Genomic DNA, 18366 nt, shown 5'->3' with positions numbered 1-18366 from the left:
ATCAACTGTAATCATCTGCAATTATTTTCCAGATCACAAAAATTCTTTAATGATAAAGACAAGAGAAATCTGATGTCCCGTGTCAACATATGTAAAAAATGAAAAAACCGAAACAATCACCGCTAGAATAAGCAAAAAAACACTTGACAAGCTAAGATCATATGCAAAATCCGAGAACATTACCATAAATTCCGCAATAAACCAGCTCCTCTCGCATGCAATGGACTGGGACGTGGTGGCAGCAAAAACAGGATGGATTCCAATCCCAAAGGATGTGCTGATGGCGTATTTTGAGAGGCTTGACGACAAAACAATAATGGAGGTTGCGGACCTTGCAGGCCAGCACGTCCCAAAGGACATGCTATTAGCAATGCGCGGAAAGACAGACGCCGAAGAATGGATATCTGTTCTTCGAAGCAGGGCAAAGGCAGCCGGGTTTCACTTTAGCGAAATAGTCGAAGATGATTTTGTCAAGTTTGTGATGAAGCACGACATGGGGCTCAAGTGGTCCATTTACTTTCAGACATACTATGACTCTGCATTTAGGGCATTGGGGGCGCCAGTGACTTGCAGCATTACAAACAACACCATTTCCTATACTATTGACAAAAAATACTATGATCCAGAAAAAAACTAGGTGTCAAGTTTGAAGAGAGTCGACCCACAACCCCTTGCACTTATCCAGCGGGCGTTCCAAACAAAAGCAGTGTCGACCAGACATTGATCCAAGATCAGTTATAACCAAGGGCCAATCCACAATCCAGCAGGAAAAATGATTTTAAAATGAGTATAGTTAGGGCAGGATCTCGCCAATGGATTGGACTTGGAGTCCTATCACTAGCATGTGTCCTGTATGCAATGGATCTGACCGTACTACACCTGGCAGTTCCACATATCAGCGCTGATCTGCATCCTACCAGCTCGCAATTGTTGTGGATAATGGACATTTACGGATTTTTTGTCGCAGGCTCGCTAATTACCATGGGAAATCTCGGCGACAGAATTGGAAGGCGCAAGCTATTACTGATAGGCGCAATCACGTTTGCCATCACATCCGCACTTGCGGCATTTTCCACCACTGCAGAAATGCTAATCGTATCTCGTGCACTGCTTGGAGTATCCGGTGCCACACTTGCACCATCTACCCTGTCATTGATTAGAAACATGTTCCATGACGACAAGCAGCGCTCTATTGCAATAGGTGTTTGGGTTTCCAGCTTTTCGGCAGGGGCTGCAATAGGCCCACTGGTGGGCGGAGTATTGCTGGAATATTTCTGGTGGGGCTCTGTCTTTTTGCTTGCAATTCCTGTTATGATAATACTTTTGATTCTTGGACCGATGATCCTGCCGGAATTTAGGGATAAAAAAGCGCGAAGACTGGACCCAGTCAGTGCAGCGCTCTCGCTTGGCGCAATTCTTGCAATCATTTACGGAGTAAAGCAAATTGCGCAGGACGGCCTCGGGCTTGAACCGGTTGTCTTTTTTGGCCTGGGCCTGGCAATCGGATTTGCATTTTTGCTCAGGCAGAAAAGAATCCCGGATCCCCTAGTAGACCTGGAATTATTCAAAATACGCGCATTTAGCGGCTCATTGATTACTTTTCTGCTTGGGGTCTTTGTGGCGTTTGGCGCCTTTGTGTTCATCTCGCAATATTTGCAGCTGGTACTGGGGCTGTCCCCGCTGCAGGCGGGACTGTGGACATTGCCCTGGGCCCTTGCGTTTGTCGCAGGCTCTACCATTACACCAAGGCTTGCGCATCGAATCAGACCGGGAATAATAATTGCAGTAGGATTGGTGATTGCGGGGGCAGGCCTTGGACTGTTAATGCAAATCGACACACAAACCTCATTTTGGCTGATAATGACTGCACTGGTGGTCTCTTCACTGGGCCTAGCACCTGTCTTTACGCTTGCAACTGATCTTGTAGTCGGCTCTGCTCCGCCAGAGCGGGCGGGGGCGGCCTCTGCAATATCGGAGACTACTGCCGAGCTTGGAGGGGCGCTGGGAATTGCAATACTTGGAAGCGTCGGAACGGCATTGTACAGAAAAGAGCTGGCAGAGTCAATTCCTGCCGGAATACCAGACGGTGCGCGCTATACGGCAATGGACACCCTGGCAGGCGCAGTCCAGGTATCAAAATCACTCCCGTCGGAAATTGGAACCATACTGCTTGATGCGGCTCACCAGTCGTTTCTGCACGGACTGCACATTTCTATTATGGTCAGCGTGGCACTGACAATGAGTGCGGCAGTATTGGCAACAATAATACTAAAGAACGTAAAAATCTCGCAAACACACTGATATTACATGTACATACCGGAATCTGCCTGCCTGTGTTCCTTGTATTTTTCAGACAGCTCGCGAAATTCCGTTCCTATTTTCTCCTTTTGCTTTCGAAGCTCGGACGTATCTATTACAGTACAATAGACTTTGTTGATTGAATCAATCAGGGTGGCGGCAGCAAGCGGGTCAGGATGAGCATGGCTTGCCTTGACTAGCAAAGTGATTGCGCGAATTTTGCGGATAATGCATTCGTTTAGGATGCTGCCTGGAATGCCGGAGATAAAGCCCTGAGAAATCATCGATATTTCCTTGTCCTGCATTATTCTGCACAAGTCTTCCTCTGCTGCGCAAAACGTCTTGGAGTCGTGCTCTTCAGAGGCCACGCCGTCCAGTATCACTAGTTCCCGGCATCCCTTTGCCTGGGCCCAGTCCAAGATTATGGATGCGATATTGTACAGGCCGTCCATCTTTAGTGGGACCTCGCATATTACACAGCAAATGTTTCCCTTTTTGTTGGAATAAAACCGAAATGGGTGTCGCAGTCTCCCCTGAATGAATACGGTTGACGGCGGAAGATACTTTGATCTCAAGTATCCGATTTCTGACATTTTCAGCTTTTCTATCATATGTCCGATGGCAAGCGGGCCTGCAAGGCCAGGACCTACAAAGCCTGCAAATATTATCGGGCTTTTCACCGGGGTCTTTTTTATTTCATGGACCGACTCGTCCAGTATTTTTCTTGCCAATTGTTTTTTGGGTTTTTTGCGTCTCTAATTACTTTTCTGCAAAAACAGCCCAAGCATTATTCTGCCCTTTTCCGTTATGGTATAGTACACGGAATCATTGGCGGTTTCTCTTTTTATGAAATTGTAATCAAGGCAGAAGTGCAGGTAATTTAGAAACGACCTCTTCATTCTAATTTTTGATGACTCGTACAGCTCCGAGAATGCAAGCGGTCGGCAGCTCAGCTGGTACAGCAGTTTTATCACTGTTAGTGTGCTAAAATCGCGTGCGCGAGCCTTGACTGCGTCCATTACCTGTGCGTCGCGCGATATGATAAAGTCGCCAAGCTGATCGGCTACTTCAAGCGGTATGTATGTGAGGCGTACTTTCATGTACTGTATGGTACCGTACTTTACCTTAATTAAGGTTAGTTTGCGTTTTTTTTGATTTACAGTAAATTTTTTTGAGCTAGGCTAGTGGTTAAACCATGCGATAACACTAGTCCAGTTTAACCCCGATACCACCAGGTTAAATTACGACATCCCCAAAATACGCATAAAACTGCCTAGTTCTGTCTAGTTTTTTCCCAAAAATTTACCATTATTTTCCATTTTAGAATATAGGCAAATGAGGGCGTTTTTCCAAAAAACCTCAGTAAACTCCATTTAACAATATAAAGAAACACTACGCTGTTGCGATTTTCTGTGCGTTCTTTGCCATGCGCCTTTTGGCAATGATATTTGCAAGCTGAGCCGCATGTATTTCATCCAGAGTTTCGCACATGGATATAATCAACATTATACAATAATTAATCTTGTCCTAGATTGACGAGACTGGAATTCCATCGCATTTTATTGTGGGGCATGTCACTGGCAGGCCTGCCCATGGTAACACTACCTTGGAATTATTCCCAATTGCAGAAATGTTTTGTAATAATATGGGCAAATTATGGATTATTCTAACTGACTTGATTGGCTTTATTTGGCCGTTTTTGATCTGAAAAATTCCACTGCGGGCTGTACATGAAAAGTCACCCTTAATTGGATTTATCGGATATGTATACCAAAGTCTGCCGACTACAATTCCGTCCTGTGTGTTTTGTATAATTTCATCCCGAGTCTGGCTGCCTGGTATGATGGAGAGATTGTGCGGTGCAGAAACTGGGATTGGGTCTGTGGATCGTCCAAGCGGCACGCCAAATCTACATGCATTTCCAGTTGAGATTGTATTCTCTTTTAGTGCGTTATATGTGTCAGAAAATGTTCCCTCAAAGGCCCCGTCTCTGATGTAGTGTCTTGGGTTTGTCGGCACGCCCTCATCATCAAATGATTTTGCGCCAAGGCTATTTGGGGCATGCGGATCATCGACCAGACTAAAGTCATCGACTGTGATTTTTGCGCCAATCTCAGAAAAGCAGCTCCTCCCCTCAGAAAATGTCTTGAGATTAAAGTTTGGGCCCAAGACAAAGTACAGCAATTCCCCTACCGCCTGCGGCTCAAGGATTATGCTAGCCGTCTTGTTTTGTATGGTGTCTGGATTTATCGAACTTACGCACATTTGGCTAGCGTCTTCGCCTATTTTTGCAGCATCAAACAAGTCCAATACCCTAGAGTTTGCCTGGCCTATTCCGGACACCGGAGTCCCTATCTCGGAATCCGCATTAATCAGGCCAGAAATGTACGTGGATTTTTCCGACTTGTGCAGGCCAGACGTATTTGCGATTTCAAAATCATCACATACAATATTTAGGGAGCCAGATATTCGCGTAATTTTTTGGTGAATGGTATGGTCTATCATGGACTGTGCAAGCTCAGTTGCTCTAGCAGAGTCCATTTCCCAAAGCTTGGGGTCGTTTGTTTTCTCTATTGGCGTGTCTTTAGATCCGACAGGAAACGACTTCCAAAATTCACGGGGGCTGAGGTTTTTTCCTGCATGCAGTGCCTCTTGTATTATTTTGTCATATTCTGAGGCATTGGACTGCGCAGATGAAATTCTCTTGTCCTTGACTAGTCTGATTCCAATTGAGCGGTCATGGTTTTCCTTGATTTCCGCAATCTCTGAATCCGTGATCCGTATTGTGATTGTTTTTTTGGTGCAAAACACAGATTCACATTCATCTACGCTTATTTTTTGCGCAAGAGAAATTACTTTATCACAGACGGACAACTAGCTTGCCCTTGGGTTTTTGTACCTGTACTTGTCCAGCTTGACTAGCTCAAAGTAAGAGCCAAACTTGGATGCGTCGACTCGGTCCAGTTCTTCTTCTGCCGATTCGGAATCATACACTTTGAGTATGTCGTATGATGTGCTCCTCTGCGCAGGTATTCGACCGATTTCTCGAATCAGCCTTCTCATTTCCTTTGGTCGCAACAGCTGGCCATGCGATGCACCAGCAGACGTGGAAATGGACTCGTTGATTAGCGTGCCCCCAAAGTCGTTTGCGCCCCACATCAGGAGCACCTGAGCCATCTTGGGGCCTTCCTTTACCCACGACATTTGGATGTTGTTGATGTGGTTGTTTAGCATTATTCGAGATATTGCATGTGTTAGCAGAACGTCGTTTGCGGATGCGCCATTGCTGATTCCTTCGTGCAGCTGGTGCTTGTACATTGGAGCCTCTGAATGAATGAAATTAAGCGGTACAAACTCGGTAAAGCCGCCCGTCTCCTTTTGGATCTCCCTGATTTTTGCAATGTGTCGCACTCTGTCTTCTGGCGTTTCAATGTGGCCAAACATTATGGTCGATGTTGACTGGATTCCAAGTCTGTGTGCTGTTTTTATTACGTCAATCCAGTCGTTTACGCTGATTCTGCCTGGAGATATTTTATCGCGCATATCTTGGTCTAGTATTTCTGCAGCGGTTCCGGGCAGGGTGTTGACTCCGGCGTCCTTTAGTCGCATCAGATATTCCTTTACTGATATGTTGGATCGTGTCGCGCCATAGAGTACTTCTTCAGGGGAAAACCCGTGGATGTGAATGTCGGGAATCTCTGATTTTATTGCACGACAAATGTTTTCATATGTTTTAGAGTCCATGTCTGGCGGAAGGCCTGCCTGTATGCAGACCTCTGTTGCGCCAAGTGTGTGGGCTTCCTTTGCGCGACGTACAATTTCCTCTGTTGGCAAAAAGTACCCCTCCTCTTCCCTAAAGTCCCTGCTAAATGCGCAAAATCCGCACTGCTTGATGCAGACGTTTGTAAAGTTGATGTTTCTATTTACCACAAATGTCACAATATCGCCTACGCGCCTTTTTCGAAGCTCGTCTGCAACCATGCCGACCAAGTGAAAGTCAAGGCCGCGCGCGCCGTACAGTCGCAATGCCTCGGATACTGTAACTTCTTTTTCAGATAATGCATGGTCTAGGGCTTCGGCAACTAGCGGGTCTGCATGCTTTAGAAGCGAGTCGATGTTCATCTCCAATATTCCTCTGCGACAAACCCTTCTTTATCCATTATTGGTGCCATTTTTTGATATAATTCGGATGGAATCATTTTCATCATTTCAGGATATATGGGAAATCTTGCCTTGAGAGCAAATCCTGCGTTCTTTGTGTTCTTTTCTACAAAGTCGATTTGCGGCCAACCAAATTCAGGATTGACATAATCTGCAGTCAATGGCGATATTCCGCCCCAGTCGTTGATTCCTGCGTCTAAAAAGTACTGGTACGAGTTCGGTGACAAATTTGGGGGGATCTGGATGTTCATTTTTGGCATGATTATTCTTGCTAGAGCAACCATTGTTTTGAAATAGTTTTCCTCTGCAGACGGTGCATTTTTCATCATGGTATCATGCTTTGGCTGAAAATTTTGCAAAATTATCTCCTGAATGTGGCCGAACCTGTCGTGGAGCTGCTTTATTGCAAATAATGAATCAATTATTTCGTATGGTGTCTCGCCGATTCCAACCAATACTCCTGTAGTCATCGGCATTGCAAGCTCGCCTGCATTTTCCAATACCTGAAGTCTTGCCTTGGGGCTTTTGCTTGGAGCTAGGTTGTGCGGCATTTTCTTCTCTGCCAGTCTTTCGCTAGAGTTTTCCAGCATCAGGCCCATGCTGACGTTTGTCTTTTTGAGCGAGTTGATCTCAGATTTTGTGAGGTTTCCGGCATTTGTATGGGGGAATAGGCCTGACTCCAGTGCGATTTCAGAGGCATGGACCAAATATTCAGCAGTACTTGCAAATCCGTTTTCTCTGAGCCATTCCCTTGCAAGTGAGTACTTTTCTTCTGGTCGCTCGCCTGTCACAAACAACGCTTCGGTGCAATGGTATTTTCTTGCCAATTCTGCCAGCTCACGCACATTTTTTTTGCTCATCATGGACAGTTTTTGCTCGCCTGGCTCTGCCTTGTACGTGCAGTATCTGCAGACATCCCTACACAGATTCACCAAATTGAAAAATGCCTTTTTTGAAAATGTAACATTGTTGGATTTGTGCTTGTTTCGTAGAAGGCTTGCAGTCTTGTATAGTTCTGTGGTGTTATTTTTGGTCTGATCAAAAATTTCATAGGCCTGTTTTTTTGAAATCTCTTTTCCTTCTAGAACATGATTTAGCGGCTCGCATGCCAGCACCAGATCACTCAACAAGGCTAATCTTTGGTTGTGGTATTTATCTTTGAGTCGAATTTGTCGCACTTGTCGTGTTCAGTGCAAGTATGGATGACGGCCTCTCATGCAGTGTAATTACAACATCCGTTACTTTGCCGTCCCGCAAAATCTGCAGAACCATTTCATCTCCGACTTTTTTTTCTCGCTGCAAGTGAATCAAAATATCATCAATTTTTCTGACAGTCTTGGAATCAACCCCCAACACAACATCTCCGCCTATTTGGTGTCGAACCCCGTCCACCTCCTTTGTTTCTGTCGTTCCTCGCAGGCCTGCCTTTTGTGCAGGGCTGTCGTCTAGCACATTGATTATCAAAAATCCTCTGGCGTCCTTGAGGTTTAGAATATCTGCCAAGTCAGGGTCAATGTCTCTGCCAGAGATTCCAACCCATGGGTGGTGGTATGTCTTGTTTTCTATCAAGACCGGGATGATTTTCTGGACAGTCTTTGAGGGTATTGCAAATCCGACTCCTGCAAAGTCGCCAGATTCAGATTGTATTGCAGTGTTGATTCCAACTACTTCGCCTCGCATGTTAAGGAGCGGGCCTCCTGAGTTTCCAGGGTTTATTGCCGCATCTGTTTGTATAATATCTGGGATTTGGAATCCCCTGTCCTGGGATGGCAACAGCCTTCCAACCTGGCTTACTATACCGGAACTCATGGAGCCTGATAACCCAAACGGGTTTCCAATTGCCGCAATCGGCTCGCCCACTCGAAGCTTAGACGAGTCCCCAACAGGCAATGGCACTAAAACATCAGAGCTTGCATTTACCTTGACTACTGCCAAGTCCGTGTAGAGGTCCTGGCCTATCACTTTGGCCTTGTATGATCGTCCATCCAAAAACGTGACAGTGATTTTTTCCGCATTCTGCACTACATGATCATTTGTTATGACGTATCCTTGGGAGTCGTACACAAAGCCAGAGCCGACTCCGCCTATTCCCCTTGCATCGTTTGCAGGTCTTTTTACGTTTAGTCGAACAACCCCTGCCTCGCTTTTCTCAAATATCTCAACTAATGATAGGTCTTTTTTGTCTTGGGCAATTACTGAATTTTTTGTATTTTCAGAAATGTCTTCTATTGTAGGGGTTTGATTTGGAGGATTTAGAAAAATGCTGTATGATACCAGAACAATCACTGTTGCAAGCAATCCTCCCAAAATTACAGTTGATTTGCTCAATGACTCGGTTCTTTTTGGTGCGCCTATAATCTTTGCCTAGACATTGATAAAGTCTGGACTGTGGTCTTTCATGGAATAAGTTCTTCCTCTCCATGACACTGCAGAGCTGCTCTTTGCCTGGATGAGGCCTACCAAAAATCCGCCAACCACCACTAGGCTTCCAAGAGGTGCGCAAATGGCATATTGCATCTTGATTTGCAGTGCCTTGGCATCTACCACACATGCTGAGAACAACAATGCAGACGACACTGCAGATGACACAAAGACAGCAGAAAACGACGCAGAACTAGCCGCAAACGGTATGGAATAGGCCAAAAACATGTACGGCATAAAGAGCAAAAACAATACCGCAAAGAATATTCCTACTGCAATTTTGCCGTTCTGCAAAAAGAGCGGAATCATCAGTCGCTTTAGCGCATTCCACAGTGTTGACCGGTCGCGAGCCCAGACCGCCTCAATTAGTCGGTCGCCTCGGACCATCTTCATCCTAAATCCGCCTTCTTTGACTTTTTTACCCAGTGCGCCGTCTTCTATGATTTCGTGCTTTACTCCCTCATGGGTTCCAACGGAATTGTACGTTGTTTTTCGGATAATGAAAAAGCTGCCAAAAAAGTAGCCCGTCTTTTTTGTAGGATCGTTTACCCGTATTGCGGAAAACCTTGTGTGCAAAAATGTCGAAATCACAGGAAGTGTGATTTTTGTCCAAGTATCAAGGCAGACCATCTTTGGGATTACAGTCAGCGCATCAAGGCCTGCTGATTCCAGATGCGAGACTGCCAACGATATTACGTTTTTCTCAAACTTGGTGTCTGCGTCTGTGAATAGCAACAATTCGCCTGTTGCCTTTTTGTAGCCTTCCATGCAGGCCCAGTTTTTTCCCATCCATCCTTCCGGTTTTGGTCCGGCAGTGACATGAATGACCTTGGAGTTTTTCTCTGCATATTTTGAAATTATTTCTCCAGTAGAGTCTTCTGAAGAGTCGTCAATTGCTATTATTTCGTAGTTGGAATAATCTTGCGATATTAGCGAGTCAAGGCATTTTGCAATGAATCCTTCCTCGTTTCTTGCAGGAAGTATTATTGAGACTCGCGGCATGTGGTGGGGTTTTGCATCGAATTTATCCAAAATCGGCGTGTGCTTGAACGAGTCTGCCATGGATTTTATCAGCGCAACCCATGCAAAGCAAATTCCGACTAGGATTGCCACAAAGGCATAGTTTACTGCATCTAAAATCATGACTTATTTCTCGATTTCTTGCTTGATTGCTTCTAGTGCTTGTTCGGTTCCGCTCTTGATGTGTTTTTTGACCATGCCTGTGAACATGCCCAGCATGCCTGTCATCTTGATGTCCCAGATTGTCTCTAGCCTTGTTTTTTGCCCTTCAGGTATTAGCTGGACTGTCTTTGTTCCGTTTATGATGCCTTCTGTGAATGTGGCAAGAATTCTCTGCTTTGGCTGCAGTGTTACTGTCTGCATGCATTTGGAATCTCTAAATGCAATTGTTATTTCGCGCTGTATTGTGTTGCCATCCTTTGAAATGTTTCGGACTGATTTTGTTCCCTTCCAGAATTTTGGCTCACCGTCAAGATCAGAGACAACATCCCAGACCTTGTCTGCAGGTGCATTAATTGTAACTGTGGCCTCTATTGTTGCCATGGTGTGATTTTTTGATCCGCAAATATTAGTCTTGATTAGCTAGGATCAAAACTAAACGTGGCAGTATCCGAATTTCCCGAATATGACACCGAAACAGTGTATGTTCCGGGTTGGTCCCATCCTTCTCCGCCAGCTATTGCAAGTGTGGCAAATGTGCCGCTTGGCTTGACAGTGACTGTCTCGCTCCAAATTTGTGTGCCTGCTGGATTTGTAATGGATAGTGTCGCAATGCTTGTTGCCTCTTTTGTCTTGCCGGAAATTGAAATTATGTCGCCTCTAACATATGATGTAGAATCTAGCTCTAGTGCCTTGGCAACACTTGGCGTGCCGATTCCTGTTTCCAAATCCTGGTTCATTGCAACAAACGATACTACCAGAACAGCAAACACTGTGGCACAGACTGCAATTACGACATTTCGCAGCTTTGTTTTACTACCTTCTAGTTTTGGAATAGATTCCTCTTTTTTTGGTTTTTGTTTTACTTCTAGTAATGTTGGCGGGTTTCTTGGCGGCGGTGGAGGAGGAACTATGCGGGACTCTTTTGGTTTTTCCTGTTTTGTCTCGACAGGCTGTGAATATCTTGCAAGCAAGCCTTCTACGTATTTTCTATCATCAATTGATACTAGTTTAGTGCGAACGAATTCCTCCCTTATTTTGGCTAGGCGGGCAGAGTCTCCGTGGCCCAACTTTAGGAGTGAGTCGATGTCGTCTGTAAAGAACTGACCCATACGGATTTTGTGAATTCTTTTCAGATAAATTAACTGTGTGGCAATATTGCCAATCTGCCAAAGATTGTTTTACAAAACTACGCCTAGGTGTCGAAATTCATTTTAAGCGCTGCCAAAGACCCCTTCCTATGGCAATTACATATGACGACTTTGCCAAACTCGAGATAAGGGTGGCAAAAATCACCGCAACGGAGAGGATCCCAGGAAAAACCAAGATAATAAAGGGCACAATTGACCTTGGCGGGGAAACAAGAGACCTCATAATCGGCGGCGCGCAATATTTCACGCCGGAAGAAATGGTGGGAAAAACGGTAATTGCAATTACAAATCTGGAACCAAAGACAGTTGGCGGCGTAGAATCAAACGCAATGCTTTTGGCAGCTGACCTAGACGACAAACCCTATTGGTTGACGGTGGATGAATCAGTTCCTTTGGGAACTAAAATAAAATAAAAGATCTAGTCGTAGATCATTAGGTTCTTTTCTTCAAGCAACGAATGCAGGTTGTTAACAGAACGGTACACGTCTGGCTCTTTTTTAGCTCCAGTGCACACCAGCTTTCCTGATGAGAAAAGCAGGATTACCGTTTTTGGGTCAAGCATTCGGTGAATCAGACCTGGAAATTGTTCTGGCTCGTACATGCTACGTGGTAGAGTTCTTGCTGCTTGCTCGAGGTGAATCTTTCCACCCAAGTTAATTGATGCAACAATGTTTTGGATGTCCACTACTGCATCCTTTTTGACTTTGATGCCGCCTTTTCTGAGCTTTTGAACAACCGACTTTACTGCACTTCGTGCCATCTCTTCAGATTTTGCGCCAGTACAGACCATTTTACCTGATGTGAAAATCAGAGTTGCAGTCTTGGGACTCTTTAGTCTGAAGACAAGTCCTGGAAACTGATCCGGATGATACTCTACATCTGGAAAATTACGAGTAATCTCGTTTAGGTCCATTTTCTGATCCACTGAAGCAGAAGCAACTACATTTTCGATGCTTACTATCGGCTTTGTTTGTGGCATACGTTAGCAGTTGACTTATCTAGGCTATATAAAGAGCACTTTCTATTTGTTAACCCGGCAGCCAATTTCTTTGAAATTTGGCACAGGTTCTATGATCGCCCTACACAAATCCATTAATTTGGCAAACCAAGGCTTGCAGTGTAATTGAACTATACCGAGATATTTTCAGTCGATAATCTGTTTGGCAGCAACAGCGACTCCTCAAACCCAATAATGTGGTTGATCTGGATCGTGCCGATTGTGATCTTTGTCTTTTACGGCCAGAGAATCCAGCTCATGGTAACTTCTGGCGAGATAAACAAGGGAATTGAAAAGCTCAGCCGATACAAGGATGAAACAAGAAAGGACCTCCTTGACTATTTGCAAAAAAAATCCTCTGGCGACGTCACAAAGAAAATCGACGGCTATTTGGAATACTTTACCATAATGCCTGTCGATATCGACCCAAACGGAATAATGCCGAAAATAAAGCACATGTTGCGCTCTCGAGAGGATTACACCAGAGCCCAAGTTTTGTCCCTTACGCAAAACCTCACACCGCTTGAGGCAAGCAAAATTCAAAATCTGTTGGAGGTAGTAACGTCGCTGAACCTGTTGCACAAAATAGTAAGGCACCTTTTCCTTACTGCAAAAAAGCAAAACAACTTTCCACTTATCTTGCCGCTACAAATGATGCTTCCATTTGTAATGGAGCAGGCAGAGGCACTCAAGGGAGCAGTTCCGGCACTAAAGTCAGGCCAACCCCTTGGCGACGGAATAGGCCCAATGGTGATAGGCAAAATGATGCTGCAATCAGAAAAAAAGCCAATAGGCCTAGAGACAGTTTATGCAGAGTCCGACTTTGAAGGAAGAAAACTGATCTTACTCAAGGCAGAAGGTCCTTCTGCTACTGTGGGTAGGCCTGGAGATGCAGTAGAGATTCTGGCTGCAGAAAAAAAGCCAGACCTAATAATCATGGTCGATGCAGGCCTAAAGCTGGAAGGAGAAACCTCAGGCACTGTGGCACAGGGCTTTGGCGCAGCAATTGGAGGAATTGGAACAGACAGATTCCAAATAGAAGAAGTCGCAACAAAGTACAACATTCCAGTTTACGCAATTGTCATAAAACAATCAATCAAGGAAGCAATCACACTGATGACCAAAGAAATTGCAGACAAGGCGGACGAAGTGGAATCCAAAGTTTACACAATGATCAAAGAAAACACAAAGCAGGGCCAATCTGTACTGGTAGTCGGCGTTGGCAACACGCTGGGGGTGCCGCAATAATGTTCTCAAAAAAAGAAAAACCGCTGGTCGCATTTACAATAGAAAAATGTCCCTCTTGCAAAAAGGAGACCAAAAGGAAATTTCAGGAAGGCGACTGTCTTTTTGTACATGCTTCGGAATGCACAACCTGCAAAATCCCGACTAGTATCTCAAAGATTTTCGGCCAGGCTATAGAGTAGTTACTATTGCACTCGTTGCGGTAGGGATGAACGTGTGCTCTGCCTGCGCTACGCGCTGACTATTTGCCTCATTGAGCACTGGATATGCGCGAACAATTTTGTTTTTTATCAATTCCTCAAGCAGTGTTCTTGCCTCTTTTTCCTCGTATGACTTTGTTATCCACCTGAGGGCAAATGGCAGTGTGTTGAAGTTGTCCCAGATAAAGTCGACTAGCTTGTTTGCATTTTCGTTCTTTGTCTTTTTGCGTGAGACGAGGCCGAAAATGTTCCTTGTCTTTCCCTCCCTGACAAACCCTAGCCCCTTTGACGTGGTGACAAATGGCTCACAGGCATATGCTTCCTTTGTGGATAGAGCAAAGGAGCCAATTGACCACATGTTTGGGATTGATTTTCCCGCATGGATCGTGTATTGTTCTAGGGAATGACCTGACAAGTTTGCAATTGGCTTGAGATTGTACTGCATTACAGTTTTTTGTATTGTCTTTCCAATTTCGCTTGACTTGGTTCCCTCCTTTACCATTGCCATTGCCGCCTTGAGTGCCTCTTCTGCCGTTTCTACCAATATTGCAGACTGGGGATCATAAGACACGGATACTGCGGTGTCTGCAATGTATCCGTTTATCTGGACTCCAAGATCTATTTTGATCAGATCCGAGCTGGTCAGGACCTTGGGGTCGTTTGGCTCTGCGGTGTAGTGGGCTGCAATCTCGTTTAGACTTGCGTTTACTGGAAATGCGCATTTTCCTCCGCGTGACTGGATTTCAGATTCGACTGTTTCGCAGATTTCGTAGAGCGTTTTTCCAACCCAGTCCTTGGCCCTTGCAAGCTCACGGACCTCGGATGCTATTTTGCCTGCCTTGATGTAATCGTCTAATTGCAATAGTTGCACTGGACTGGAATAGTTATTTAAAATCATACATCTTAAATTGGGGCAAAAAATTTGCACACACAAGCGGGATCGTGGTCTAGCTTGGTATGATTCGGGTTTTGGGTACCTGAGGTCGTCGGTTCAAATCCGGCCGATCCCACTTTAATAATATCATTTTTAATTGAGATTTTTTGTACTGAATCGTTGGGCGCAAAACGCGAATGGATTCTAATTGCCGGAATTTTGTTTTTCATGATTGGTCTTCTTGGCGCAGGACTTCCTCTAATCTATTCAGTGCTGATTGCAGTTGCAATATATGTTGGAATCAAGGCATATGTAGGTCGAAAAAATCTAAAACTCCAAAAAGAAATTCCAGAGGGAATCTGTGTTCATTGCGGGGCAAAAATCACTGGCGGCAAGTGCCCAAACTGTGATGGTATCAAATAGGAATCATACGCATTCTTTTTTAGCAATCAACGCCCAAAATGGGTAAAATGCACCCCCAATTCACCACTTGCTCAACTTTTGCTCAATTTAGATCTAAAATGATATTGGGCTCGAAATTACGTAGGTAGAAAAAATGAGGACTTTGCCCCTAGCTGGCGTATTTGCAGCTTTACTATTCGTTGGAATAATCGGAGTATCGTATGGTGCTGAGGATTTGGCTGACCATGTTGTAATTAATGAAGTAGACACAAACCCGGCAGGCGATGATTCAAAGACAGTTTCAGAATGGGTCGAGCTGTACAACCCAACAGATGAAACGGTGGACATTGGTGGATGGAAAATCGCATCGACTACTGTTACAAAAAAGACTCTGACTCTGCCAGTTGGAACGATGATAAAGCCAGGACAATTCCTAGTTTATTCTTACCAAAGCCTGTGGTTTACTGATGTCTCAGAAAAAGTCCAGCTAAAGAACAAGGAGGGAAAAGTTGTTGATGAAACCCAGATAATTACTGATCAGAAAAATGATTTCCAATCCTGGCAGAGAAAATACGACGGCGTAGTATCTGAATCAAATGTCTGGATTTTCAAATCGTCGTCTCCAGGCTCTTCTAATGGCAAGCTTCCTGGGGCTGGCGCAAAATCAACAGAACTAACTGTGTTTGTAAAGTCGGACAAGAAAAATTACATTTTTGATGAAACAGCAATAATTTCTGGAAATGTATCAAAGCGAGTATACCAGGAAAAGCCGTTCTTCTCGCAGCAACAACTCCGAATAGATGTTGACGGTCCTGGCAGCTATCAAAGATCTTTTACGATATACCCGGACTTGAATTTGGAATACAAGACACAAATAAAACTACACAAGGTTCTTGGTGCTGGTGCAGGAACATATCGTGTTGATGTCCAATACGGCGAAGCAACAGACTCGACAATATTCTCAATGGGAGAACAAGTCATAGCAGACCAAGAAGAGGAAATATCGGAGCTTGCCATTTCTACTGACAAGTCTACGTATATTCCAGGACAGACAGTCAAGATTTCCGCCTCTACTAATAATGTCATTCCAGGCGAGGGCCTCAAGTATACCGTGTACAATCCAAATGGAATCCAGATATTTTCTGGCAAGCTCTTTCCAGACAAGTTCGGCGAATTCTCTGGTAATGTCTACATGAGCCCAACCAAGCCAGTCTATGGTACTCTGGATATTGTGGCAGACTATGGCAAGCAGCACGCCGAAACATCATTTGAGCTTGCAAAAGACGAAAAAAACCTAGAACAAATAATTCTGGTAACTGACAAGGACGCATATGCACCTGGCGAGCCAATCGTAATTTCTGGTAGGAGCAACAAGTATGTAGTTGCACTGGATTTAGAAGTGATTCAGACAGGCACTGGCTCTATTGGCAATACTGTAAATAATATTTTCAAAATCAAAGATCAAGTAAAGCTGGCAGGTGACAGCACATTTAGGTACGAGCTCAAAGTCCCTGCAGGAAAAATCAATCTTGGTGATTACACAGTAACAGTGTCTAAGGAATTTGGCAAGGCGACAACTGATTTCAAAATAGTGGAAAACCCTGAAGAATATGTGGCGACTCCAAAATACTTTGTAAAATCCGACAAGGACAGATATGTCCCAGGAGACACAGTCCTAGTAAACGGACACGTTGAGCTAAGAGAGCGCAGTAGCTTTGAGGTAGCACCAGTGTCGATATCTGTCATGGATGACAAGGGCCAGCAAATCAAGGTGGCACTTGTTGGCAGCAAGCAGCTGGTCCAAGACAAGGTAGTGACTAAGACATCCACTTACTCGTTTACTGCCATTCCTGACGCTGCAGGAAATTTCAAGCTTGACTTTAAGATAAATCCGTCATCGTTTACGCCTGGCGTGTATACAATTCGAGGAATGTATGACAAGAGAATCTTTGAGACCACATTTGCAGTGGACAGTGACATTGATGTCAAAAACAGGGAAATTCTAGCCAAATTAGACAAGGAAGTCTATGGCCTAGGAGAAACAGTAAATCTGGAGGGAACCCTAGTCAGCGGGCAGTCTGCAGTCAAAATTGTCCTAACAAAGCCTGATGGCAAAACAGTGGGCAGTGGTGCAAAAATAGACAACAGCAGATTCACTTGGAGCTGGACTGCGCCAACAAAGGACTTTGATCTGGCAGACATCAGAGACCCAAGACAGGCACGCCCAACCGTATTTGGGACATACAAAGTCTCTGTAATTGCAACCTCGCAGAGCATTGACTTGTTCTTCAAGCTGTCTGAGAATCCCTCACAGGACACGCTAGAGGTAAAACCAATTGAAGTAAAGTCAAACAAGGCAGTCTATCGTCCAGGTGAAAAGCTGGAAGTAACTGGTAATGTGATTAAAAGACAAGATGATGTGCGCACCACATATGGTGGGGTAGCTGAGAGAGTAAACGTTGAGGTGCGAACAATGTCTAACAAGGTCATCTTTAATTCTAATTTGGATTTGGACAAGGGCGGCGCATTCAAGACAACATACGACCTTCCACTGACTGTATTCAAGGATGGAAAATACAAGATTGTTGCAACATACCAAAAACTGCGAGCAGACGCCACATTTGAAATCAAAAACGACATTCCTCTTGGAGTCACGGGCAAAACCACGCTAACAATTATCACCGATAAAGAGGCGTATCTCCCAGGGGAGACTGCATACATTACAGGTACCACTAACAAGATTCTGTACTTGGCAAAACTTAACTTACTAGTCGAGCACAAAAAAGATGACAAAATCGACTGTGGAACATTCTACTGCGGTTTGGGCAACAAAAAAGTCGACATTTCCCGAAGCTATGAGAATGGATTTTACTCGTATGACTATAAAATTCCGGCAAACTCGGCACTTGGAACATACGAAGTGATTGCAGACACGGAATTTGGCACTTTCAAGACTACCTTTGAGGTGGTGGACAAGCTCGCCAAAAAGGCAACCAGCGACGTGAAAATATCTGAAAAATTCAACAGAATCACAGACCCAATAGTCGAAGTTGCCCTAGTGGAGCAGACAAAAGATGATCTGGTGATTGCACCAAACACACTCCAAGGCTCCATGGTGGCATCAAGAGGCGCTGAAAAGACTACAAATCTTACAATACTGGCTGATGATGGGACATGCATCATAGGACAGGCAGAAGAATGCCTAATCTCAGGACCTACCAAGACAAAAGATGTAGCATACCAAATTGTGACATTTGCAGGCCTGCCATACAAGGTTACATATTCTGGACCTGACACAATTTTAGAAAAATTTGCAATATCTCCAGAACTAGACGATGATATCATTCCGGATTCTGCATGGATAATCCAAGTAGAAAACCATGTTCCGTCTGCCAAGCTATACTACGAGATAGTCTACAAGCAAGTCCAGTAGGAAGA

General features: G+C 44.6%; 18 protein-coding genes and 1 tRNA gene. 8 read left to right on the top strand and 11 right to left on the bottom strand.

All coding sequences use genetic code 11. The annotated features are described in order from the left end of the window. Window positions 1-79: 79 nt before the first annotated feature. Together NAQ_RS04010 and NAQ_RS04005 are read left to right on the top strand one after the other, a co-directional pair. Window positions 80-637, top strand: a complete 558-nt coding sequence (locus NAQ_RS04010; RefSeq protein ID WP_100182352.1) for a hypothetical protein — start codon at window positions 80-82, stop codon at window positions 635-637. Between the two features lie 146 nt (window positions 638-783). Further along, entirely contained in the window at window positions 784-2301 is a 1518-nt protein-coding gene (locus NAQ_RS04005; protein WP_100182351.1) for an MFS transporter, read from the top strand. A gap of 2 nt (window positions 2302-2303) precedes the next feature. Here NAQ_RS04005 and NAQ_RS04000 read toward each other — a convergent pair whose 3' ends face one another. The 9 genes from NAQ_RS04000 to NAQ_RS03960 form a co-directional block, all read right to left on the bottom strand. Continuing rightward, the gene (locus NAQ_RS04000; RefSeq protein ID WP_100182350.1) at window positions 2304-3029 is read right to left on the bottom strand and encodes a proteasome assembly chaperone family protein; all 726 of its coding nucleotides are present in this window, start codon (window positions 3027-3029) and stop codon (window positions 2304-2306) included. A gap of 24 nt (window positions 3030-3053) precedes the next feature. Next, window positions 3054-3398, bottom strand: a complete 345-nt coding sequence (locus tag NAQ_RS03995) for a helix-turn-helix domain-containing protein (protein ID WP_100182349.1) — start codon at window positions 3396-3398, stop codon at window positions 3054-3056. 427 nt (window positions 3399-3825) lie between these two features. After that, on the bottom strand, window positions 3826-5172 hold the full coding sequence (locus tag NAQ_RS03990) for a TldD/PmbA family protein (RefSeq protein WP_100182348.1): 1347 nt from the start codon (window positions 5170-5172) through the stop codon (window positions 3826-3828). Further along, complete coding sequence (cofH, locus tag NAQ_RS03985) at window positions 5173-6420, bottom strand: 5-amino-6-(D-ribitylamino)uracil--L-tyrosine 4-hydroxyphenyl transferase CofH (protein WP_420887500.1); 1248 nt, start codon at window positions 6418-6420, stop codon at window positions 5173-5175. It lies immediately after the preceding gene. Further along, window positions 6417-7586 carry a 7,8-didemethyl-8-hydroxy-5-deazariboflavin synthase subunit CofG gene (cofG, locus tag NAQ_RS03980; RefSeq protein ID WP_100182346.1) on the bottom strand — a complete coding sequence of 390 codons (1170 nt, stop codon included), beginning with the start codon at window positions 7584-7586 and terminating at the stop codon, window positions 6417-6419. Before cofG ends, cofH begins: the two co-directional genes overlap by 4 nt. Before the next feature lie 25 nt (window positions 7587-7611). Then, a complete protein-coding gene (locus NAQ_RS03975) occupies window positions 7612-8787 on the bottom strand; it encodes a S1C family serine protease (RefSeq protein WP_100182345.1) in 1176 nt (391 codons plus the stop codon). 36 nt (window positions 8788-8823) lie between these two features. Beyond that, entirely contained in the window at window positions 8824-10023 is a 1200-nt protein-coding gene (locus NAQ_RS03970; protein ID WP_100182344.1) for a glycosyltransferase family 2 protein, read from the bottom strand. Between the two features lie 3 nt (window positions 10024-10026). Further along, window positions 10027-10443 (bottom strand): type II toxin-antitoxin system RatA family toxin, encoded by a 417-nt coding sequence (locus NAQ_RS03965; RefSeq protein WP_100182343.1) that lies wholly within the window; start codon window positions 10441-10443, stop codon window positions 10027-10029. Between the two features lie 35 nt (window positions 10444-10478). Beyond that, window positions 10479-11171 (bottom strand): flagellar hook assembly protein FlgD, encoded by a 693-nt coding sequence (locus tag NAQ_RS03960; RefSeq protein WP_100182342.1) that lies wholly within the window; start codon window positions 11169-11171, stop codon window positions 10479-10481. A gap of 128 nt (window positions 11172-11299) precedes the next feature. On the opposite strand from NAQ_RS03960, the gene NAQ_RS03955 reads away from it, so the two are divergent. Next, entirely contained in the window at window positions 11300-11623 is a 324-nt protein-coding gene (locus tag NAQ_RS03955; RefSeq protein ID WP_100182341.1) for a tRNA-binding protein, read from the top strand. A 5-nt stretch (window positions 11624-11628) separates the two neighbouring features. Here NAQ_RS03955 and NAQ_RS03950 read toward each other — a convergent pair whose 3' ends face one another. Then, window positions 11629-12189, bottom strand: a complete 561-nt coding sequence (locus tag NAQ_RS03950; RefSeq protein ID WP_048188237.1) for a TATA-box-binding protein — start codon at window positions 12187-12189, stop codon at window positions 11629-11631. Window positions 12190-12333: 144 nt separating this feature from the next. Here NAQ_RS03950 and NAQ_RS03945 point away from each other — a divergent pair, with 144 nt between their 5' ends. Both NAQ_RS03945 and NAQ_RS03940 read left to right on the top strand, forming a co-directional pair. Then, complete coding sequence (locus NAQ_RS03945; protein ID WP_245871724.1) at window positions 12334-13455, top strand: DUF1512 domain-containing protein; 1122 nt, start codon at window positions 12334-12336, stop codon at window positions 13453-13455. Continuing rightward, window positions 13455-13634 (top strand): hypothetical protein, encoded by a 180-nt coding sequence (locus NAQ_RS03940; protein ID WP_245871722.1) that lies wholly within the window; start codon window positions 13455-13457, stop codon window positions 13632-13634. Before NAQ_RS03945 ends, NAQ_RS03940 begins: the two co-directional genes overlap by 1 nt. On the opposite strand, the gene map is transcribed toward NAQ_RS03940, so the two are convergent. Next, on the bottom strand, window positions 13624-14514 hold the full coding sequence (gene map, locus NAQ_RS03935) for a type II methionyl aminopeptidase (protein WP_100183439.1): 891 nt from the start codon (window positions 14512-14514) through the stop codon (window positions 13624-13626). The genes NAQ_RS03940 and map overlap by 11 nt on opposite strands. A gap of 74 nt (window positions 14515-14588) precedes the next feature. Here map and NAQ_RS03930 point away from each other — a divergent pair. The 3 genes from NAQ_RS03930 (at window position 14589) to NAQ_RS03920 (ending at window position 18361) form a co-directional block, all read left to right on the top strand. After that, a tRNA-Pro gene (locus NAQ_RS03930) sits at window positions 14589-14662 on the top strand. Between the two features lie 44 nt (window positions 14663-14706). Next, window positions 14707-14949: a hypothetical protein gene (locus NAQ_RS03925; protein ID WP_245871720.1), complete on the top strand. Its 243-nt coding sequence runs from the start codon at window positions 14707-14709 to the stop codon at window positions 14947-14949. Between the two features lie 133 nt (window positions 14950-15082). Continuing rightward, complete coding sequence (locus NAQ_RS03920; protein ID WP_100182339.1) at window positions 15083-18361, top strand: lamin tail domain-containing protein; 3279 nt, start codon at window positions 15083-15085, stop codon at window positions 18359-18361. Window positions 18362-18366: the final 5 nt, after the last annotated feature.

Source organism: Candidatus Nitrosotenuis aquarius, assembly GCF_002787055.1.
In the GTDB taxonomy this organism is placed as follows: Archaea; Thermoproteota; Nitrososphaeria; order Nitrososphaerales; family Nitrosopumilaceae; genus Nitrosotenuis; species Nitrosotenuis aquarius.
The sequence above is the reverse complement of the archived record's forward strand: the minus strand, read 5'-3'. Positions and strand labels throughout refer to the sequence as shown.